Origin of the sequence: Nocardiopsis rhodophaea (assembly GCF_039530945.1) — a bacterium.
Classification (GTDB): Bacteria; Actinomycetota; Actinomycetes; order Streptosporangiales; family Streptosporangiaceae; genus Nocardiopsis_C; species Nocardiopsis_C rhodophaea.
Genome location: NZ_BAAAPC010000028.1, coordinates 37,235 through 53,630 on the forward strand (window position 1 = coordinate 37,235; position 16,396 = coordinate 53,630).

General features: G+C 68.0%; 12 protein-coding genes. 6 read left to right on the forward strand and 6 right to left on the reverse strand.

Annotated features, from left to right (window positions below):
• The first annotated feature begins 499 nt into the window (after nt 1-499).
• From ABD259_RS23810 to ABD259_RS23830, 5 genes are all read left to right on the forward strand, one after another.
• A complete protein-coding gene (locus ABD259_RS23810; RefSeq protein WP_344165390.1) occupies nt 500-1,360 on the forward strand; it encodes a thioesterase family protein in 861 nt (286 codons plus the stop codon).
• Nucleotides 1,361-1,415: 55 nt separating this feature from the next.
• On the forward strand, nt 1,416-2,633 hold the full coding sequence (locus tag ABD259_RS23815) for an MFS transporter (RefSeq protein WP_344109402.1): 1,218 nt from the start codon (nt 1,416-1,418) through the stop codon (nt 2,631-2,633).
• A gap of 52 nt (nt 2,634-2,685) precedes the next feature.
• Nucleotides 2,686-4,395, forward strand: coding sequence for an acyl-CoA dehydrogenase family protein (locus ABD259_RS23820; RefSeq protein ID WP_344165393.1), 1,710 nt, complete (start codon nt 2,686-2,688; stop codon nt 4,393-4,395).
• A gap of 49 nt (nt 4,396-4,444) precedes the next feature.
• Nucleotides 4,445-5,617 carry an FAD-dependent monooxygenase gene (locus ABD259_RS23825; RefSeq protein WP_344165396.1) on the forward strand — a complete coding sequence of 391 codons (1,173 nt, stop codon included), beginning with the start codon at nt 4,445-4,447 and terminating at the stop codon, nt 5,615-5,617.
• Nucleotides 5,618-5,966: 349 nt separating this feature from the next.
• On the forward strand, nt 5,967-7,931 hold the full coding sequence (locus tag ABD259_RS23830; protein ID WP_344165399.1) for a helix-turn-helix transcriptional regulator: 1,965 nt from the start codon (nt 5,967-5,969) through the stop codon (nt 7,929-7,931).
• 116 nt (nt 7,932-8,047) lie between these two features.
• Here ABD259_RS23830 and ABD259_RS23835 read toward each other — a convergent pair whose 3' ends face one another.
• Nucleotides 8,048-8,983 (reverse strand): sulfite exporter TauE/SafE family protein, encoded by a 936-nt coding sequence (locus tag ABD259_RS23835; RefSeq protein ID WP_344165402.1) that lies wholly within the window; start codon nt 8,981-8,983, stop codon nt 8,048-8,050.
• A gap of 431 nt (nt 8,984-9,414) precedes the next feature.
• On the opposite strand from ABD259_RS23835, the gene ABD259_RS23840 reads away from it, so the two are divergent.
• Nucleotides 9,415-10,872 carry an SDR family oxidoreductase gene (locus ABD259_RS23840; RefSeq protein WP_344165405.1) on the forward strand — a complete coding sequence of 486 codons (1,458 nt, stop codon included), beginning with the start codon at nt 9,415-9,417 and terminating at the stop codon, nt 10,870-10,872.
• Nucleotides 10,873-10,964: 92 nt separating this feature from the next.
• Here the strand turns inward: ABD259_RS23840 and ABD259_RS23845 are convergent, their stop codons facing one another.
• The 5 genes from ABD259_RS23845 to ABD259_RS23865 form a co-directional block, all read right to left on the reverse strand.
• A complete protein-coding gene (locus tag ABD259_RS23845; protein ID WP_344165408.1) occupies nt 10,965-12,281 on the reverse strand; it encodes a cryptochrome/photolyase family protein in 1,317 nt (438 codons plus the stop codon).
• A gap of 589 nt (nt 12,282-12,870) precedes the next feature.
• Entirely contained in the window at nt 12,871-13,782 is a 912-nt protein-coding gene (locus ABD259_RS23850; RefSeq protein WP_344165438.1) for an NADP-dependent oxidoreductase, read from the reverse strand.
• Between the two features lie 616 nt (nt 13,783-14,398).
• Nucleotides 14,399-14,572, reverse strand: coding sequence for a hypothetical protein (locus tag ABD259_RS23855; protein ID WP_344165411.1), 174 nt, complete (start codon nt 14,570-14,572; stop codon nt 14,399-14,401).
• Nucleotides 14,573-14,952: 380 nt separating this feature from the next.
• A complete protein-coding gene (locus tag ABD259_RS23860) occupies nt 14,953-15,810 on the reverse strand; it encodes an NAD(P)-dependent oxidoreductase (RefSeq protein ID WP_344165414.1) in 858 nt (285 codons plus the stop codon).
• 84 nt (nt 15,811-15,894) lie between these two features.
• Nucleotides 15,895-16,158, reverse strand: coding sequence for a Cif family virulence factor (locus tag ABD259_RS23865; RefSeq protein ID WP_344165417.1), 264 nt, complete (start codon nt 16,156-16,158; stop codon nt 15,895-15,897).
• Nucleotides 16,159-16,396: the final 238 nt, after the last annotated feature.

Sequence of the window (16,396 nt, forward strand, 5' to 3'; positions counted from 1 at the left end):
GCGCGCTCACCCGATCCCACCCCGCCGCGGCTCCGGCGCAAGACTGTCGTTGGTACGCCGGGGACGAAGGTTCCACTCCGCAGTCCTCGGAACCGACTCCTTCGCACTGCGTAGAGCCCGCGCCGATGGGCGCAGTCTGGTCAACACGGAGGCCCGCAGGGGCCTCGGCCTGTTGGCGAGCCGCGGCACGGGGGCTGGTGACCACTCATCTCCGATAACCCTGCACCGCCCTGGTCACTCTCCGCTCTTCCCCGGGCTTCCGTCGGCTGGTGTTAACGCGCTTCATCGAAGGTGATCCGTACCGGCGACCTTTTCATGGTCGAGAGTCCGTTCGCTGTATCCCACCAGCGAAATACCACGTGAAAAACGATTCACCGTCCGCCGTCCCACGGACCTACTCGTTCGAGTAGTTCTGCCCCGCCCCACTCGAACGAGTAGGTCCAAAGCGAACAAAAGGGAACTAGTCTCTCGGCCAGGATTCTGGGAAAAAGGGGTGGCATTGAAGCAACCGAGAGAGGCGCCCTTGATCGCCGACTCGTTCTATGAGCGAATCGACGAGAAGACGTACGTCAGCACGTGGTCGACGGCCGGGCCATGGGGACCGAAAGCACAGCATGCCGGGCCTCCCTCCGCGCTGCTGTCGACGCAGATGATGAACGACCACCACCGTCCGGATTTCCACCCGGCTCGTGTGACATTCGAACTGCTCGGGCAGATTCCGGTCGATGACCTTACGGTCCGGACCTCGGTGGAGCACTCGACGCATCGGACAGATCTGCTGTCCGGAACACTCCTGCACCACGACAGAGCCGTGGCGATCGCCCGTATGTGGAGATACAAGGCCGCGCCCAGCGCTCTCGACCGTGTCCGCGAGCCCCGGCTCCAGCAGGACGGTCTCGCCTTCGACGACAGCGTGGCTCCCTCCGCCCCACTGGTGCTGGCCTTCGACGAGTCCGTGACGCCTCCCGTGCCACTTGAGCTGACCAGTCACACGGACGGCTACATCTCCGCGATGGAATGGCGCTTCGCCGAATCGGAGCCCTTCACGACGTTCGGCCCCGGAAAGGCATGGGTCCGTCCGCGCATCCCCCTCATCCTCGGCGAGCCGGACACTCCGTTCGGCCGCCTGATGCTCATCGCCGACAGCTGCTGGTCCATCGCCCGGCGGATCGACATGATGAAGCACTTCGCGATCAACACCGAGATCACCGTGCACTGCCACCGCCTGCCAGAAAGCGACTGGTTGCGGCTGGACGGGACAACGGTCGCCTCACCGGGCGGCGCGGCGGTGAGCCACGCGACCATGGGTGACCGCAGCGACGACTGCGCCTTTGTTCTCCAGTCGATGTTCGTCGCATAGGCCATCAGGCGGTGAGACGCGACCTCATTCTTCTCCTGGGACAAGGAATATTTCCATGCCAGCAATCGAGAGGGTCCGCACCTTTTCCTTTTCCGTGACCCTTGTCAGCGTCGTGGCCGTTATGGCCCACACGGCTCTGCCGACGCCGATATACGCGATCTACAGTAAAGAATTCGGCCTCACCACGCTCCAGGTGACCGAGGTCTATGCGATATATGCGCTGGGCGTGATCGCCGCGCTCGTCCTGTTCAACTCGCTGTCCAACACCATCGGCCGACGCCCGCTCCTGCTGTTCGGGCTCATTTTCAGCGTCGCCTCCAACGTCGCGTTCCTCGCGGCGGACTCGATCGGCTACCTCTTCGTGGCCCGTCTCTTCACAGGGCTCGCGGCGGGGACCTTCATGGGCACCGCAACCGTGGCGGCCGTGGAAGTCGCACCGCGCAAGCTCGCGCAGCACGCCGCCGTGTGGGCCAGCGCGGCCAACATCTTCGGATTGGGCATCGGCCCGGTCATCGGCGGGCTCGGCACGCAGTTCCTCGGCGATCCCGAGCACGGCCTCTTCCTGGTCCATCTGGCCGCCGTCGGCGTACTCGCCGTCCTCATGCTCACCATCCGGGAACCTCTGGACCGAGACGACCGCGTTCCGTTCCGCTGGTCGGCACCGAAGCCGCCGTCCGCGGACCGCCTTACCTACGCCGGGCTCACCATGATCGGCGTCTCCGGGATGGCCACGCTCGGCATGCTCGCCGGCCTGACACCGCACTTCTTGGACTCGTTCTATCCGCACTCCAGCGGGCTGGCCGCCGGTCTCATCGTGGGGGCCGGATTCGGCGGCTCAGCGCTGGCACAGCTGGCATTCCGACGCGTCGCCATCAACCGCGGCCTGACGTCCGGAGCTGCTGTCATGTCCGTGGGACTGGTACTCCTGACCGGCGCCATCTACTTCGGCAGCGGGGTCCTTTACACCTGCGCCGCGGTATCCACCGGCCTTGGCCAGGGCCTGACGATCGGCCGGTCCATCCAGGAGATCTCCGCCCGCACGTCGCTCGGGGAGCGCGTGAGCGCGGTGAACCTCTTCTACGTCGCGCTGTACACCGGCGCCGCCGTCCCGGTCATCGCCCTGGCCTTCATCGAAAAATCGTTCGGCCTGTCTGCGGCCGGACTCTCGTTCTGCTTGTTCGCGCTGGCCTTCTGCGCGATCGGAATCCTCCAGCTCAACCGGGCTGGTGTGGGGCGCGCGGCGACGACCGAACCGGTCGAAAGAACCGGCTGAGCCAAGCGCACTCGAAATCATCACGGGGGAGAGACACGTGATAAATGACCACATGCCGAGCTCTTCGCGTACGGCCGATCGGCTGGGCGGCACCGGAGTCCTGGTGCGGCCGGACCGCACCTTCGCGACCGAAGTCTCGGACTGGTTCCTTCATATCGGCCGCGACAAGGTCCTGCGGCAGGAGATCTCCCGGGAGTTTCCCGCCGAGTACCTGTACTTCCTCAAGTCGTCAAAACTCCTTGAGCGGTCCCTCGTCCCGGCATGGCTCGGTGACGGACCCGACGGCTGGGCACCGTACCGCGTCGCCGGGCTCAGCGAGCACTTGGCGTTCCACAGCTTCACCCACTGGCTGATGTGGCACGTGAGCTCGCTGTCGGCCACTCCCGTCTGGATGTCGGACAACACCGCGGTCCAGGACACCTACAGGGAGCAGTTCCGGGCCGGCATGGTGGGCGCGTTCGGGATGTCGGAGCGGGGAGCGGGAGCGGACTGGCGCACGACCGCGACCTCGGTGAAGCGCCTCGCCGACCGCTACGTGGCGAGTGGCGGGAAGGACTACACGGGCAACGGCAACGTGTCGAGCCTGATCACGACCTTCGCGCGGAACGGCGACGGCGGGTCCCGGGACTACATGCTGTTCCGCGCGGACTCCCACCGGCACGGGTTCGAGCTGGTGGGCAACTCGGTCCCGGAGCAGATGTACGTCAGCGAGTTCCGGCTCTCGGACTACGAGTTCGGTGACGACGACGTCATCTCGACCGGGCCCCAGGCCTTCGCGGACGCGGTCAACACCATCAACGTCGGCAAGTTCAACCTGGCGACCGCCGCGACCGGCCTGGTGTCGCGCGCTCTGGTGGAGACCTTCCGGCACACGTCGCACCGCTCGATCTTCGGACAGCCGGTGAGCTCCTTCGGGCAAAACCGCGACGGGCTGTGCCGCGCGACGCTCCGGCTCATCGGGATGAAGGCGTTCAACGCGCGCTGCGTCGACTACATGCACACCTCCGGGGAGGAGGACAACCGCTACGTCGTTCTGAACGCGGTGGCGAAGGCCAAGGTCACCCACGACGCGACCGAGGTCATCCACGCGCTGTGCGACGTAATCTCGGCCAAGGCATTCGAGACGGACTCCGCGTTCCGGTCGGCGATGAAGTACGCCGAGTACCTGCCGCGTCTGGAGGGGACCAGGTACGTCAACCTGATGCAGGCGGTCCGAGCGGCGCCCAACTTCTTCGACTTCGCCAACCGCACCGCTCACGTGCCCGGCACGGCCGACGGGTCCCTGGAAGGGCCGCGCTACCTGCTATCGCAGCGGAGGCTGGGCGGTCTGGAGAGGCTCGTGTTCAGCGACCACAAGCCGTTGAAGGACGCGCTGGGGCACCTTCCCTCGGTCGCGCTGTTCTTCGACGCGGCCGAGCGGCTGGGGTCGACCCTGTTCGTCGAGCCGATCGACCAGACCGACCAGCGGAAGGTGCAGGCGGTCGGCGAGATCTTCGCGCTCGCCGTCTACGGCACCGTCATCGCCGAGTACGCCCGTCTCCGGCCCGACGACGAGATGTGGGAGGCCGTGTTCGGCCTGGTCTTGGAGGACCTGGCCACGGCCCTCGTGCGGTCGCGCGTCGACCTGGCGGACCATCGCGAGGTGGCGCGATCGCTCCTCGGCTCGATCCAGGACAACCGCACCGCGTGGCCGGCGGACCGGATCATCGATCACCTGCGGTCGGCCACCGAGCGCGTGAGCGGGCTGTGGGGGGTCCGATGATGCCGTCGGCGGCGACGGCGCGCGCGGGAAGAGGATCGAGGGACGGAGCATGCTGAACATCGCGGTCATCGGCGGGGGCGTCGGCGGGCTCAGTGCCGCGATCGCCCTGCGCGCCACGGGACACCGTGTCCATGTCTACGAGCAGACAACCGAGTTGAGGGCGATCGGCGCCGGCTTCGGTGTCCTACCGAACGCCATGCACCTGCTGGCCACCGTCGGCCTCGACGACGACGTGATGCGCATCGGCCACTCCGCCGACGACTCCATCGTCCGGGACGCCGCCGGGAACAAGCTCGGTGTGGAGAACTGGCCGCAGAAGCGGAGCTCGCTCGGCCGCACGTTCGCCGTCCACCGCGGCGAGTTCCAACAGGTGCTGGTCTCCCGGCTCCCTTCCGAGGTGGTGCACCTGGGCAAGAGGGCGGTCGCGGCCCGGCAGCACGATGGCTACGCCGCTGTCGATTTCGCGGACGGCTCGACGATTGCGGCCGACCTGGTGATCGGTGCGGACGGGATCCGCACCGTGGTGCAGGGCGCGCTGGGCCTGGACGTCCACGCGACGGGGGAGGGCATCATGGCCTACCGCACCCTCGTGCCGATCGAGAAGCTGAGCTGGGCGATGCGGGACCCACGGCTGGCCATCTGGTTCGGCGAGGGCCGCACGTTCCTCTGCTACCTGGTGTCGTCCGGCAGGACCATGAACGTGGTCGGGTATGTTCCGAGCGACCGCGACGCCGAGGAGACGTGGTCGGCGGCGGGGGACCTCGACGAGCTACGGGCCGAGTTCGCCGGGTGGGAGCCCCGCGTCCAGGAAACGATCGGTGCCGCCGAGTCGACCTTCAAGTGGGGTGTCTTCGACCGGCCGCCGCTCTCTCGGTGGTCAACGGAATCGATCACGCTGCTCGGCGACGCCGCGCACGCGATGGTCCCGCACCTCGGGCAAGGGGCGAACCAGGCCATCGAAGACGCGTTCGCGCTGGCCGCCATTCTCGAGGGCGCAGACCGGGAATCCCTCCCCGAGCTCCTGAAGGTCTACGAGGGGGTGCGGATCGAGCGGACGTCTCGCGTTCAGAATGTTTCACGTGAAGCGGGCCGACTGTACCGGGACTTCAGCAACGACGACATGACGAAGAAGGCGGAGGCCATCTCCGATTTGATCTCCCGGAACCACATCGCCGGATACGACGCCATCGCTGAAGCGAAGCGCGCTGTGAACCGCCCCTGAGGAGGAAATCCCAGCCGAGTCCGGTCCCTTCCTGTGAGGGGCCGGACTCGGCGTTCCCAGGACCGCACGGCGCGCGAATGACGGGCACATGTGACAAAGGACACCGCCGCCCCCCTGAAGCGCGTTCCCGCAGCCCTCGCCGCCTTTCTCAAGCTACTGGCCGGTAGCGGCCGCGCCATCCATGCGAATTCCCGGACCTGTGGAATTACGATCTCGCCTGGCGAAAACTCTGTTGACGGGTATTTCCGAGACTGGGGAGACTCCCGCACCGGAGTTGTGAGGTGGATTGCTCCGGTCAGGCTGCCGAGAGGTGCGTGTCAGCCGCTACGACCTGGGCCTATGGGGGATCATGCGCAATCGTGAAGCACTCGCCGTGCAACCGCAGCAACCGGGACCGCAGGGTCACGTGCGTCCCGAGGAGCCTGAGAACATCGCCGAAGCGGTTCCCGACAGAGTACGGGCCGAGGTTCGGGCACTGCTGGACGAACTGTCCGAGCAGGCGCGCCAGCTGGTGCGCGCGGCCTCCCTGCTGGGCCCGACCTTCACGCTTCACGAGATGGCGCTCATCCAGTCAGTGACGACCATGTCGCTGCTACCCGCGCTCGACGAGGCGGTCACGGCCTCGCTGATCCGCTTCCGCGAGGACCGGTTAGCGTTTCGCTCTCCCCAGGTCCAGCGGTCGGTCCGGGAGGGGATCCCGGCTGAGGTGCGGCGGATTCTGGGCAGCGGAATGCCGTCCCCGGATCCGGGCGACACGGTGGCCGACCCGACCACCGCGGTGGTCAGTCACGCGGAGGCCGAGGAGGATGTCCAGCACATGATGGCCTCGCTCTTCCTCGCCCAGGGCGCCCTGTCCCGACCCCTGGCCCCTCGGGCGTTGGCGATGCTGCGCGCAGCCCTCGCGGGTGTACTGGCGACCTGCGGCTCCGAAACCGCGGCAGACCATATCGCCGGGCTGTTCCGGGCCGGCGAGCAGGTGCAAAAGGCGAAGGCCTCGGGCATACTCGCGGAGAACCGCTCCGGCCCCGCGGCCGCGGTGGCGGCCGTCGTGCTCTCGAACCTCGCGTGGGCCGCCGGGCACCTGGACGAAGCGCTCCACCAGGGGCGCGAGGCCCGGCGTCTCTCCGAAGGCCCCTTCCCGGCGGCATGGCGCCCGTATCCCGCCCTCGCCCTCGCCCTCAAGTCGGTCCGTCTGGGCGAGCTCGCCGAAGGCCGGGCTGAGCTGGCGCGGATTCGCGCACAGGCGCAGAGTCTCGGCCATCCTCGGGCGATCGCCGACTCCGCGATCCTCACCGGCCGCCTGCTGATCTCCGCGGGGAAAACGGCCGAGGCCGAGGCGGAACTGGCGAGCGGAGTCGCCCTCGCCCACCGGATCGACGCCGGACACACCGCCGCGCAGGGGGAGTCCCTGCTCGCCCTGACGTCACTGCGCCGCGGGGAGGTGGAGGAAGCCGTCAGCCATGTGTGGCGGGGGCGCATCGAGCACGCCTCCGAACGCACCGCGTTCCCTTCGGTCCATCAAGAATGGGTCGACTTCCGGGTGGCGTTGGGGCGGCTGGACCCCCACGCCGCCATCGACCTCCTCGCGGCGCACCACGCCGACCTGTCCACCTCACCCCTCCTATTCGTGGGTGACCACAGCGCTGCCGCGAGCCTGGTCCAACTCGCGCGCGCCGCCGGGGAGTTCGCGCTCGCCTCAACGGTCGTACGGGCGGCCGAGCGCCTCGCAGCGCGAAACCCGGCCCATCCGATCCTCGCGACCGTGGCCGCGCACGCCCGCGGGGTCCTCCACGACGACCGGCACGCCCTGGAGCGGGCGGCGCAGGACCATCGCAGCCGCTGGGCGTCCGCGTCAGCCAGAGAGGACCTGGGAATGCTGCTGAGCCGCCAGGGACCAGAGCTGGCCTCGGCGCGGCGGCGACTCCGGTCGGCCGCCGAGCACTACGCCGACATCGGGGCCACAGCCGACGTCGCCCGCGTCCAGGCCCGGTTGCGAACGCTCGACAGCGGCGCATTAAAGGCCCGAACGGGACGTCAGGCCACACCTCCGCGCTCGGCTCCGGCGCTCCTCAGCGCGCGCCCCCTGCCCCTGCCGCGCGCACCGCACACACGGGAGGTGGAGGCGGACCGGCTCACCGAGGCGGAACTCCGGGTCGCGCTCCTGGTGGCGGAGGGCAAGACCAACCGGCAGGTGGCGAGGTTGATCTCCCGCTCGCCGCACACGGTCAACTACCACCTGCGACAGATCTTCCGGAAACTCGACCTGAGTTCCCGGGTCGAACTGGCTCGCCACTTCCGCGGACGATGTGCGTGACCAGGATCCGCCGACGGCCCCGTCGACGCGGGCTACCGGTCCCGGCTCACGCGGTCCCTGCTCGCCGCCCTCGCGGTCGCGCACTGACGCAAAGCCCCGCCCCTCCCCTCGTCCGGTCAGCTGTGTGCCTCGATGGAATCGGCGGCGGAATTCGCGGCGGCACCGCCGGAGACCCGCGCGCCGAGGCGCCGTTCGGCCAGGTAGGCACGGACTGACCAGGCCGCCGCGCCAAGCCACAGGACCCACACGAGGACGTAGACCGATACCTGCGGCGCGGGGGGCAGGGTGATCCATTCGGTGTTGAGCAGTGTGCGGGTGTTGGTCAGCACGATGAGTCCGCCCACCACGGAACCCAGGATGCGCGGCGGAACGCGGCGAACCACCCACGCGGCGAGCGGGGCGGCGATGACACCGCTGACCAAGAGCGCGACGACCCAGCCCGCGTTGATTCCGGCGGTGCCGAGGCCGACGAGGAATCCGACACTCGCGGCGAGGGTGACGACGAACTCGCTGGCGTCGATGGATCCGATGACCTTGCGCGGCTCGATGCGGCCGCTGGCCAGCAGTGCCGGAGTGCCCACGGGTCCCCAGCCTCCGCCTCCTGTGGCGTCGACGAATCCACCGAACAGGCCCACGGGCACGAGGAAGCGTCGACGGAGTGGTGCGCCGAGGTTGCCGCTGGGCGGTCCCGCCGCGGTGAAACGAGCGAGGATGTAGAGCCCGAGGGCGAGCAGGATGAGGGCCGTGATCGGCTTGGCGGCGGCGGTGGACAGCCAGCTCAGGAAAGTGGCGCCGGCGAACGCGCCGATGGCGCCGGGGAGGGCGATCCGGCGCACGACCGCCCAGTCCACGTTGCCCAGCCGCCAGTGGGAGATCCCCGAGGCGAGGGTTGTGCCGATCTCGGCCAGGTGGACGGTGGCCGACGCCGCTGCCGGGTTCGTACCGAAGAGGAGGAGCAGGGTCGTCGAGGTGACGCCGTAGGCCATGCCGAGGCTGCCGTCGACGAACTGGGCGAAGAACCCCGCGATGGCGAGGAGGACGAGCGTGCGCAATGGTCCCTCCGGGACGGCGGCTGTTCTTGGTCGGGGAGCGGGAACTGCGGTTTCCGTCGGCCGTGGGGCTGCGGCGAGTGACGCCTCCAGGCACGCCGCCGCGGCACGATGGGAAAAATATACTAACTAGGTAGGAATTGTGGAAATGCCCGTCGTGCCGCCGGAAATGAGCAGCGCGCTACATCAACGCGCGGGGCGGCACTTCATCGGCGGCATCGGCCACCGACTCGCTCGGCGTGAGCAACGCGAACTCCCGATTACTCCAGCGCGTCGCCGACCTGCGTCACGTGTGGCTGGAGAGTCCCGCGGGACCAGCGTGCCTACACGGGACGCATGGGTATACCCGGTGTCGGGGGTAAGGGGCGACGACAGGCACCGCGTGCGGCGCCTCCGGGTCGCCTGCGCTCCGGAACGCTGGAACGGGGGGCGGCATGCGCGTACTGGTGACAGGAGCGACCGGCTACATCGGCGGGCGGCTGGTCCCGGAGCTGCTGGACACCGGCCACGACGTGCGGTGCATGGCACGCTCGCTGGGCAAGCTGCGGGACCTGCCGTGGCGGGACAGGGTCGAGGCAGTGCCCGGCGACGTTCTCAATCCCGCAAGCCTCGACCCCGTGCTGAGCGGTATCGACACCGCGTACTACCTCGTGCACTCGATGGGCGGCGGCGACTTCCGCCGACATGACGAGCAGGGGGCACGCAACTTCGCCGACGCCGCCGCACGGGCCGGTGTACGACGCATCGTCTACTTGGGCGGGCTCACGCCGCGAGGAGAGCGGTTGTCGGCCCATCTGGCCTCGCGGGACAAGGTCGGACGCATCCTCCTCGACTCGCCGGTTCCGACCGCGGTGCTGCGCGCGGCCGTCATCATCGGGTCGGGGTCGGCATCCTTCGAAATGCTCCGCTACCTCACCGAGCGGCTGCCGATCATGACTACCCCCCGCTGGGTGAACACCCGGGTGCAGCCGATCGCCGTGCGCGATGTGCTGCGTCTGCTGGTGAAATCGGCAGAGTTGCCTCCTGATGTCGACCGCGCGTTCGACATCGGAGGCCCGGATGTCCTCACCTACGCGGAGATGATCCAGCGCTTTGCGCACGTCTCCGGCATCCGCAGGCGGATCATCCTCCCACTGCCGGTTCTCACGCCCTGGCTGTCAAGCCTGTGGGTCGGACTCGTCACCCCGGTCCCCGGCTCTATTGCCCGGCCACTGGTGGACTCGCTGCGTCACGAGGTCGTATGCGCTGAGGACGATCTGGCGGACATGCTCGACGACCACGAACGCTTGGGGTTCGACGAGGCGGTACGGCTCGCCCTGTGCCGTGTCCGCGAGGCCAGGGTCGACACCCGGTGGTCGTCCGCGGACTGGCCGAGCGCGCCGTCCGAACCGCTGCCCACCGATCCGGGGTGGACGGGCGGCTCCCTGTACGTGGACGAGCGGCGGCGCGACGTCGACGCCCCTCCTGAGGCACTGTGGCGGGTCATCGAGCGCATCGGAGGGGAGCGGGGGTGGTACTCCTGGCCCCTGGCGTGGGCGGCGCGTGGCTGGTTCGACCGCCTGGTCGGTGGTGTGGGGCTGCGCCGCGGACGCCGGGACCCAGAACGGCTGCGGGTGGGCGACTCCGTGGACTTCTGGCGGGTCGAAGAAATCGAACCCGGCCGTCTGCTGCGGTTGCGCGCCGAGATGCGGCTGCCCGGCCTTGCCTGGCTGGAGCTACGGGTAGAGCCGGGGGAGCGGAATGCTGTCCTTCGGCAGCGGGCGGTCTTCTACCCCCGTGGACTGGCGGGCCAGGCCTACTGGTGGGGCATCGCTCCGTTTCACGGAGTGGTCTTCGGGGCGATGGCGGACAACATCGCCGCCGAGGCGGAAACGGACGGGGAGGCGGGCTGAAACGCGGTCGGCGGGAGGCTTCAGCCGCCGCCCCCGCGGGCTCCGCCCCCACGACCGCGGACCCCGCCTGCCGGACCCCCGATTCATCCTCCTCACTCTCCGAGGTCCGTCAGCGGTTTCGGGTAGTCGGCCGGCGGGGTCCGTGCCCTCCACGGTGCGTGGATGTCCGCGCCGGAAAGGTCCGCGAGCTCGGCGACGTGGCGCCGGATGTAGGCCCCTTCGGGGTCGAACCTCCTGGACTGCCGCAGCAGGTTGAACCTCCGGTTGGGCCGGGTGTCGTTCCCGGTGCCGGCCACCCACTGCCAATTGCCGCAGTTGTCAGCAATGTCGCCGTCAGTGAGTAGGGCGTGGAAGTGGGCCACGCCGTGGCGCCAGTGCAAGCGCAGGTGTCGGGTGAGGAACGCCGCCGTGATCATGCGGGCGCGGTTGTGCATGAACCCCTCCGACAGGAGCTGCCGCATGCCCGCGTCCACGATCGGGACGCCCGTCTGGCCGTCGCGCCACGCCTCAAGGGCGTCCTCATCGGTGTGCCACTGCACATCGCGCGGCCGGTAGTCGCGCACGGCGATGTCGGGGAAGGCCGCGGTGACCTGGTGGTGAAAATCCCGCCAGGCGAGTTGGCGCACCCAGGACCGGCCAGCCGGGTGATCGCGGGCGGCTCGCGCGGTTTCCACGGGGGACAGGCAGCCGAACCGCAGGTCGGCGCTGAGCCGGGAGGTCGCGGCCGCGGCAAGGTCGTCATGCAATCGCTCGTAGCAGGCGCAGCCATCGGACAGCCACGCACCCAGTCGCCGCCGCGCCTCCTGCTCGCCTCCGCGTTGCCGAAGCGCAGACAGGCCGCCGACCCCGGCGTCGCCGAACACCTCGTCGGGCGAGATGCCCTCGTCGATCCCGGCGGGCAGGCTGAGGTGCCTCGGCTCGGCGACCATTCCACGCCAGGAGTGCGACTCCCACGCCCGCCAGTAGGGCGTGAAGACTTTGTAGTGATCGCCGCCCGCCGGGACCAGATCGCCCGGGGGAACGACCGTCACCCCGGGGAACTCAGCCACCTCGACACCCATAGCGGCCGCCTCGCGGTGCAGCCGCGCCGAACGCGCGGCGGCAAACGCGCTCACATCGGCACTCAGATGGATACGTCCGGCACCCGTCTCCTGAGCGACACGCAGCGCCTCGCGTACCGTATCGCCGCGGCGCAGGACGAGGCCCCCGCCCGCCGCCCGGAGGGCGCAGCGCAGATCGGCGAGCGCCTCGCGCAGGTAGGCGATCCGATTGCGCGCTGCGCGGGCCGTGATCGCGGGATCAACGACGAACAGCGGCACCACAGGGGCATCGCGGTCGACCGCCGCCGCCAGCGCCGGGTGGTCGCGAACCCGCAGGTCCCGGGTGAACAAAACGATGGTCGGACGCATACGCCCTCCTCCTCTACACCCCCGAAAGATACTCAAAGCAATGGCCTTAATTCGAGGAGTAGCGAGGGCGGCGGGGCGCGGCGGTCCACCGTGAGAGCAAAATGCGGCCCCAGCGCCGTCACCCCACACTGGAGATCCCCGGCGAACCAGGTGGACAGTGGCACCACGGAGCAGCGCCACCGCTCCACCCCGCACACGGCGGGAGTGTCTGGATGGCAGCGAAGGGTCGGCAGTGCGGCGGCACCTAGGGATATAGGCCGACGACTTGCAGGCCAAAGGGGGCGTTCCAGGACAAACCACCGATCGCAGAGCCCAGCGAGGACCAAAAGAGATCACCGACGCTGTTGGCGGCGGATCGCCGACCTATAGCCCGATCCCTCTTTCCCCTGGCCCGGTCCCTCTTTGGCCCGGCCGAGAGTGGCAGCAGCGCGACGGTTGCCCCGGGGAACAACGCTGCAGCGACGACTCCGAAGACCGAGCGGCTGACGATCAGCGGGGGATACGACGTTGCGAATAGGCCTGCACCTCTTGCGGCTCTGTGGAGCATTAAGCCGCGTGAGAGTGGTACCAGCACCCCCGGTCAATCAATTCAGCCGACCAGCAAGATGACCTTGCCCCTGCCATGACCCGACTCGACGTCCCGGTGGGCCTCGGCGGCCTGCTCCAAGGGGTAGGTGGACCGCACGTGGACGCGCAGGAGGCCCTCGGCATGGAGCCGGGCGAGGTCGGCTAGCCGCTCCAGGGAACGCCGGCTACCGATCCAGCGAGCGCCGAGTTCCTCGCAGGCCTCGGCTGAGGTGATGGTTCCCACCCTGTCTGTGTCCTTGACCAGGGCCATCGCATCCCGGAGGCCGTCAGCGCTCGCCGCATCCAGAGCTGCGTCTACGCCCTTCGGCGCCAAGGCGCGGACACGCTCCACCAAACCCTCGCCGTACGTCACGGGGACCGCTCCCAGGTCCCGCAGGTAGTCGTGATTGCGCCGGCTGGCCGTACCGATGACCGTCGCGCCACGGTGCCGCGCCAGCTGCACCGCCACTGTGCCCACGCCGCCCGCCGCTCCATTGATCAGGAACGTGTCTCCGTCGCCGACGCCGAGAGCCTCGACAGCCGTGTGCGCGGCCTGACCGGCACCGGAGAGCCCGCCCGCGACCTCCCACGACATAGCGTCGGGCTTGACCACCACCTGATCGGCCGGGACGACCACGTACTCGGCATACGTCCACTGGGTACGGAAACCCAGCACGTGGGCGTCGAGCTCGATCCCCGTCACTCCTTCACCGACCTGATCGACCACACCGGCGAATTCCCCGCCCGTCACGTGGGGAAAGTCGATGGGCAATCCAGGACGGCGCCGCCCGGAGCGGACCGCGCAGTCGATGGGCTGCACCCCCGCGGCCCGGACCCGAACGCGGATCTCGCCCGCACCCGCCCGGGGTGCCTCGATATCCGTTGGCTCCAGTACCTCGGGAGCACCAAAGGAACGGAACACCACTGCCCTCATCATCAAGCACCCTTCATGATCGATGTCTCCGCGGCGACGGATCACACACGGTGGGTTCGCCGGACATCCTGCTTCCTGAAGTTCGCTTGAGGTCAATCGTGATGCGGGGCGCACATCTACCGGCCGTTTCCGCCGTGCTGGATAACACGGCGGCGCACCAGCCACCGCACCTCCCTCGCGACGAGATCGTCTCGGCAGACCGCATTGGCGACAATCTCAAGACCTCTGCCAGCTGGTTAGGAGTGGCCACCACGTAGGCACAGGTGTGCAAGGTGCCGTCAGACTGCGGCGAACGTCGAGCAGGGCGAGGCAGTGGTGGAGATCGATGAGTTCGCGGCCTTCCGCGGCGTCCTGGGCACCCGCGTCTCCAGTGTCGGACCCGCAATCCTGAGGCCGCGGGGACCGATCGAACGCGTCGGCGGCTCCCTGGAGACCTTTGCCGTCGGGCCAGCACTCCACTGAGCGACGAGGTCGCCGAGAGCCAGTGCATCACCAAGGCGGACAGCTTACCGGCTGTCCGTGAACCGGTCGGCGTGGATGAAAGCTGACCGCCCCGCCCCCGGGCAGCGTCCAAGGAGTTGCCCGGCCCCGCGCCGTGCCGACAGAAGTTCGGCGACTACGCGCTGGAGAGCTGGGCCAGGTGGCGGACGGGGCCGGGGGCGCAGGTGAGGGCGTCGCACAGATCGAACAGGGCGTCTGCTCGCGCGGTCAGGCAGGCGTAGAGCTCCGTGCGGAATCGGGACCATGCCGACAGTGGCTCGACAGGGCTGTAGTTGTACAGCAGACTCACCTACACGGCCTTGGGTTTGATCGTTGGCGTCTCGACAGCGCACATGATCGTCCCGAGGCCGCTCTGCTGTCTGGGGAACGAGGAAACCCGCGGCCGAAACGGTGATCCGACCACGGGCTGAGGTTAAACAACAAGACAGACGGCGCGGCCTTCGACCGCCTACAGCACGGCCGACGCCGTCTGGCCGAGCGCGGGTTCCCGCCACTCACTCGGCGCTGGCGGCTGTTTGAGCACATCACCGCGATCTCGGGAAAGATCGTCTGTATCTCTCAGGTGGCGCTCGTTCTCACACATTTCGCGTTTGGCCGCTTCGCCTGAATATAGCTGGGATCGTCCTGTCCACATGACTATTTCACCGATCCGACGGAAAAATTGCACGACTATTTTCTGCGGAATTGCTTGACCATGGATGCGTAGCTGTTCTCGGCGTCACCGTCGGCCACAGCGCGATGGACCATTTTCAGGAAAAACTTCGGCAGGTCCGTGTTCACACCGAGGGCTTCGCTCTCCTCGAGGAGGTGCTGCATCCCACCCAGGTGGACGTTCATGGTCGCATCCGTGGGCGGAAACTCTCGGGCGTCGATCTGCTGGGAGTAACCCGTTACGTAGTCGGCGCTCACATTGATAGCCGTGACGGCCATGTCCGCGAACGTCGTCGCCTTCACACCGGCCGTGCCCAGCAACGCCGCCCCGTGGAGGAAGCTGTTGAGCACGCCCCACATGATCGTCAGCACGGACATGTCGTACAGGGCGGCCAAGCCGTGGTCCTCGCCGAGATACACGGTCGCGGCGTCACCGAGGGCCTCGAGTGTGGCCTGGTGTTTTTCGAACGCCGTACCCGAACCGGCATAGAGCATGGTGGCCGTGTCGGTCCCGATATCCTGCGGAACCCCGAGGATCGCACCCTCCAGATACGCGATGCCGAGCCTGTCGGCCCACACCGCCGCGTCCCGCGCCTGAGTGGAGCTCGCGGTTGTCAGGTTGACCAGCGTGCGCCCCTCCAACGAGGAACCGATCGGGTCGAGCAACGCATGTACGGCGTCGTAGTCCGACACGCAAACAACGACAAGCGGGCTGGCTTCGACGGCGCCCTTGGCCGATTCCGCGAGGACGGCACCATTGCCGACCAACTTTTCGGCCTTGCCCGCCGAGCGGTTCCAGACTGTTGTCGGATGTCCCTTTGCAAGGAACGCGGCGGCCAACGCTTGGCCCATGAGGCCAAGTCCGATGACGGTCACCGGCGTTTTGGAGGCAGAAGGAGCGGACACAGGTAATTCTCCCTAGCTGGTGCGGCATACGCCGCGATGGGTGGTGGTGGCTGGTCAGCCGTCTCCGGATTCTTTTTCGCCGTCCGTGGCCCACGGGCCGCCGACACCAAACGGGTTGTCCACAACGTAGCGCCAGTAGCCGTCCTCGCCCTTTCTGAGCACGTCGATCGCGGTGCCTTCCAGATGTTCCTGCTCGCCGTTCTCGTCGAGCGCTTCCATCTGCCAATCGACCACGAGCATCTTGGTGTCGCCGACGGCCAGCTGCTGGCGAACCTGCGCATCGACAGTGAGTTTGCGGATGTTGAGGGAGTTCGTCACGTAATCGAGGGGCTTCGCCGCAGTGCGGGTTTCCTGGATTCCGTACGTTGACCGCGTCGTCAACGTACGTCGCATTCACGGCATCAACGTCACCGGAGTTGACGTTGACTCCGAATGCTTGCTGATATTGATCAATATCAAAGACAAGGATCTTTTCCCGTCGACCACGATTAATTCTCCATCCAAGACCGGAGACATGTGCATACCAGTTGGAAATGTGTAACGACACGTTAGTAGG

Bases quoted from the DNA above. Each gene is read 5' to 3' on its own strand.
- ABD259_RS23815 (WP_344109402.1), top strand. From the start codon at position 1,416: ATGCCAGCAATCGAGAGGGTCCGCACCTTTTCCTTTTCCGTGACCCTT.
- ABD259_RS23820 (WP_344165393.1), top strand. From the start codon at position 2,686: ATGCCGAGCTCTTCGCGTACGGCCGATCGGCTGGGCGGCACCGGAGTC.
- ABD259_RS23825 (WP_344165396.1), top strand. From the start codon at position 4,445: ATGCTGAACATCGCGGTCATCGGCGGGGGCGTCGGCGGGCTCAGTGCC.
- ABD259_RS23830 (WP_344165399.1), top strand. From the start codon at position 5,967: ATGCGCAATCGTGAAGCACTCGCCGTGCAACCGCAGCAACCGGGACCG.
- ABD259_RS23840 (WP_344165405.1), top strand. From the start codon at position 9,415: ATGCGCGTACTGGTGACAGGAGCGACCGGCTACATCGGCGGGCGGCTG.
- ABD259_RS23845 (WP_344165408.1), bottom strand. From the start codon at position 12,281: ATGCGTCCGACCATCGTTTTGTTCACCCGGGACCTGCGGGTTCGCGAC.
- ABD259_RS23850 (WP_344165438.1), bottom strand. From the start codon at position 13,782: ATGAGGGCAGTGGTGTTCCGTTCCTTTGGTGCTCCCGAGGTACTGGAG.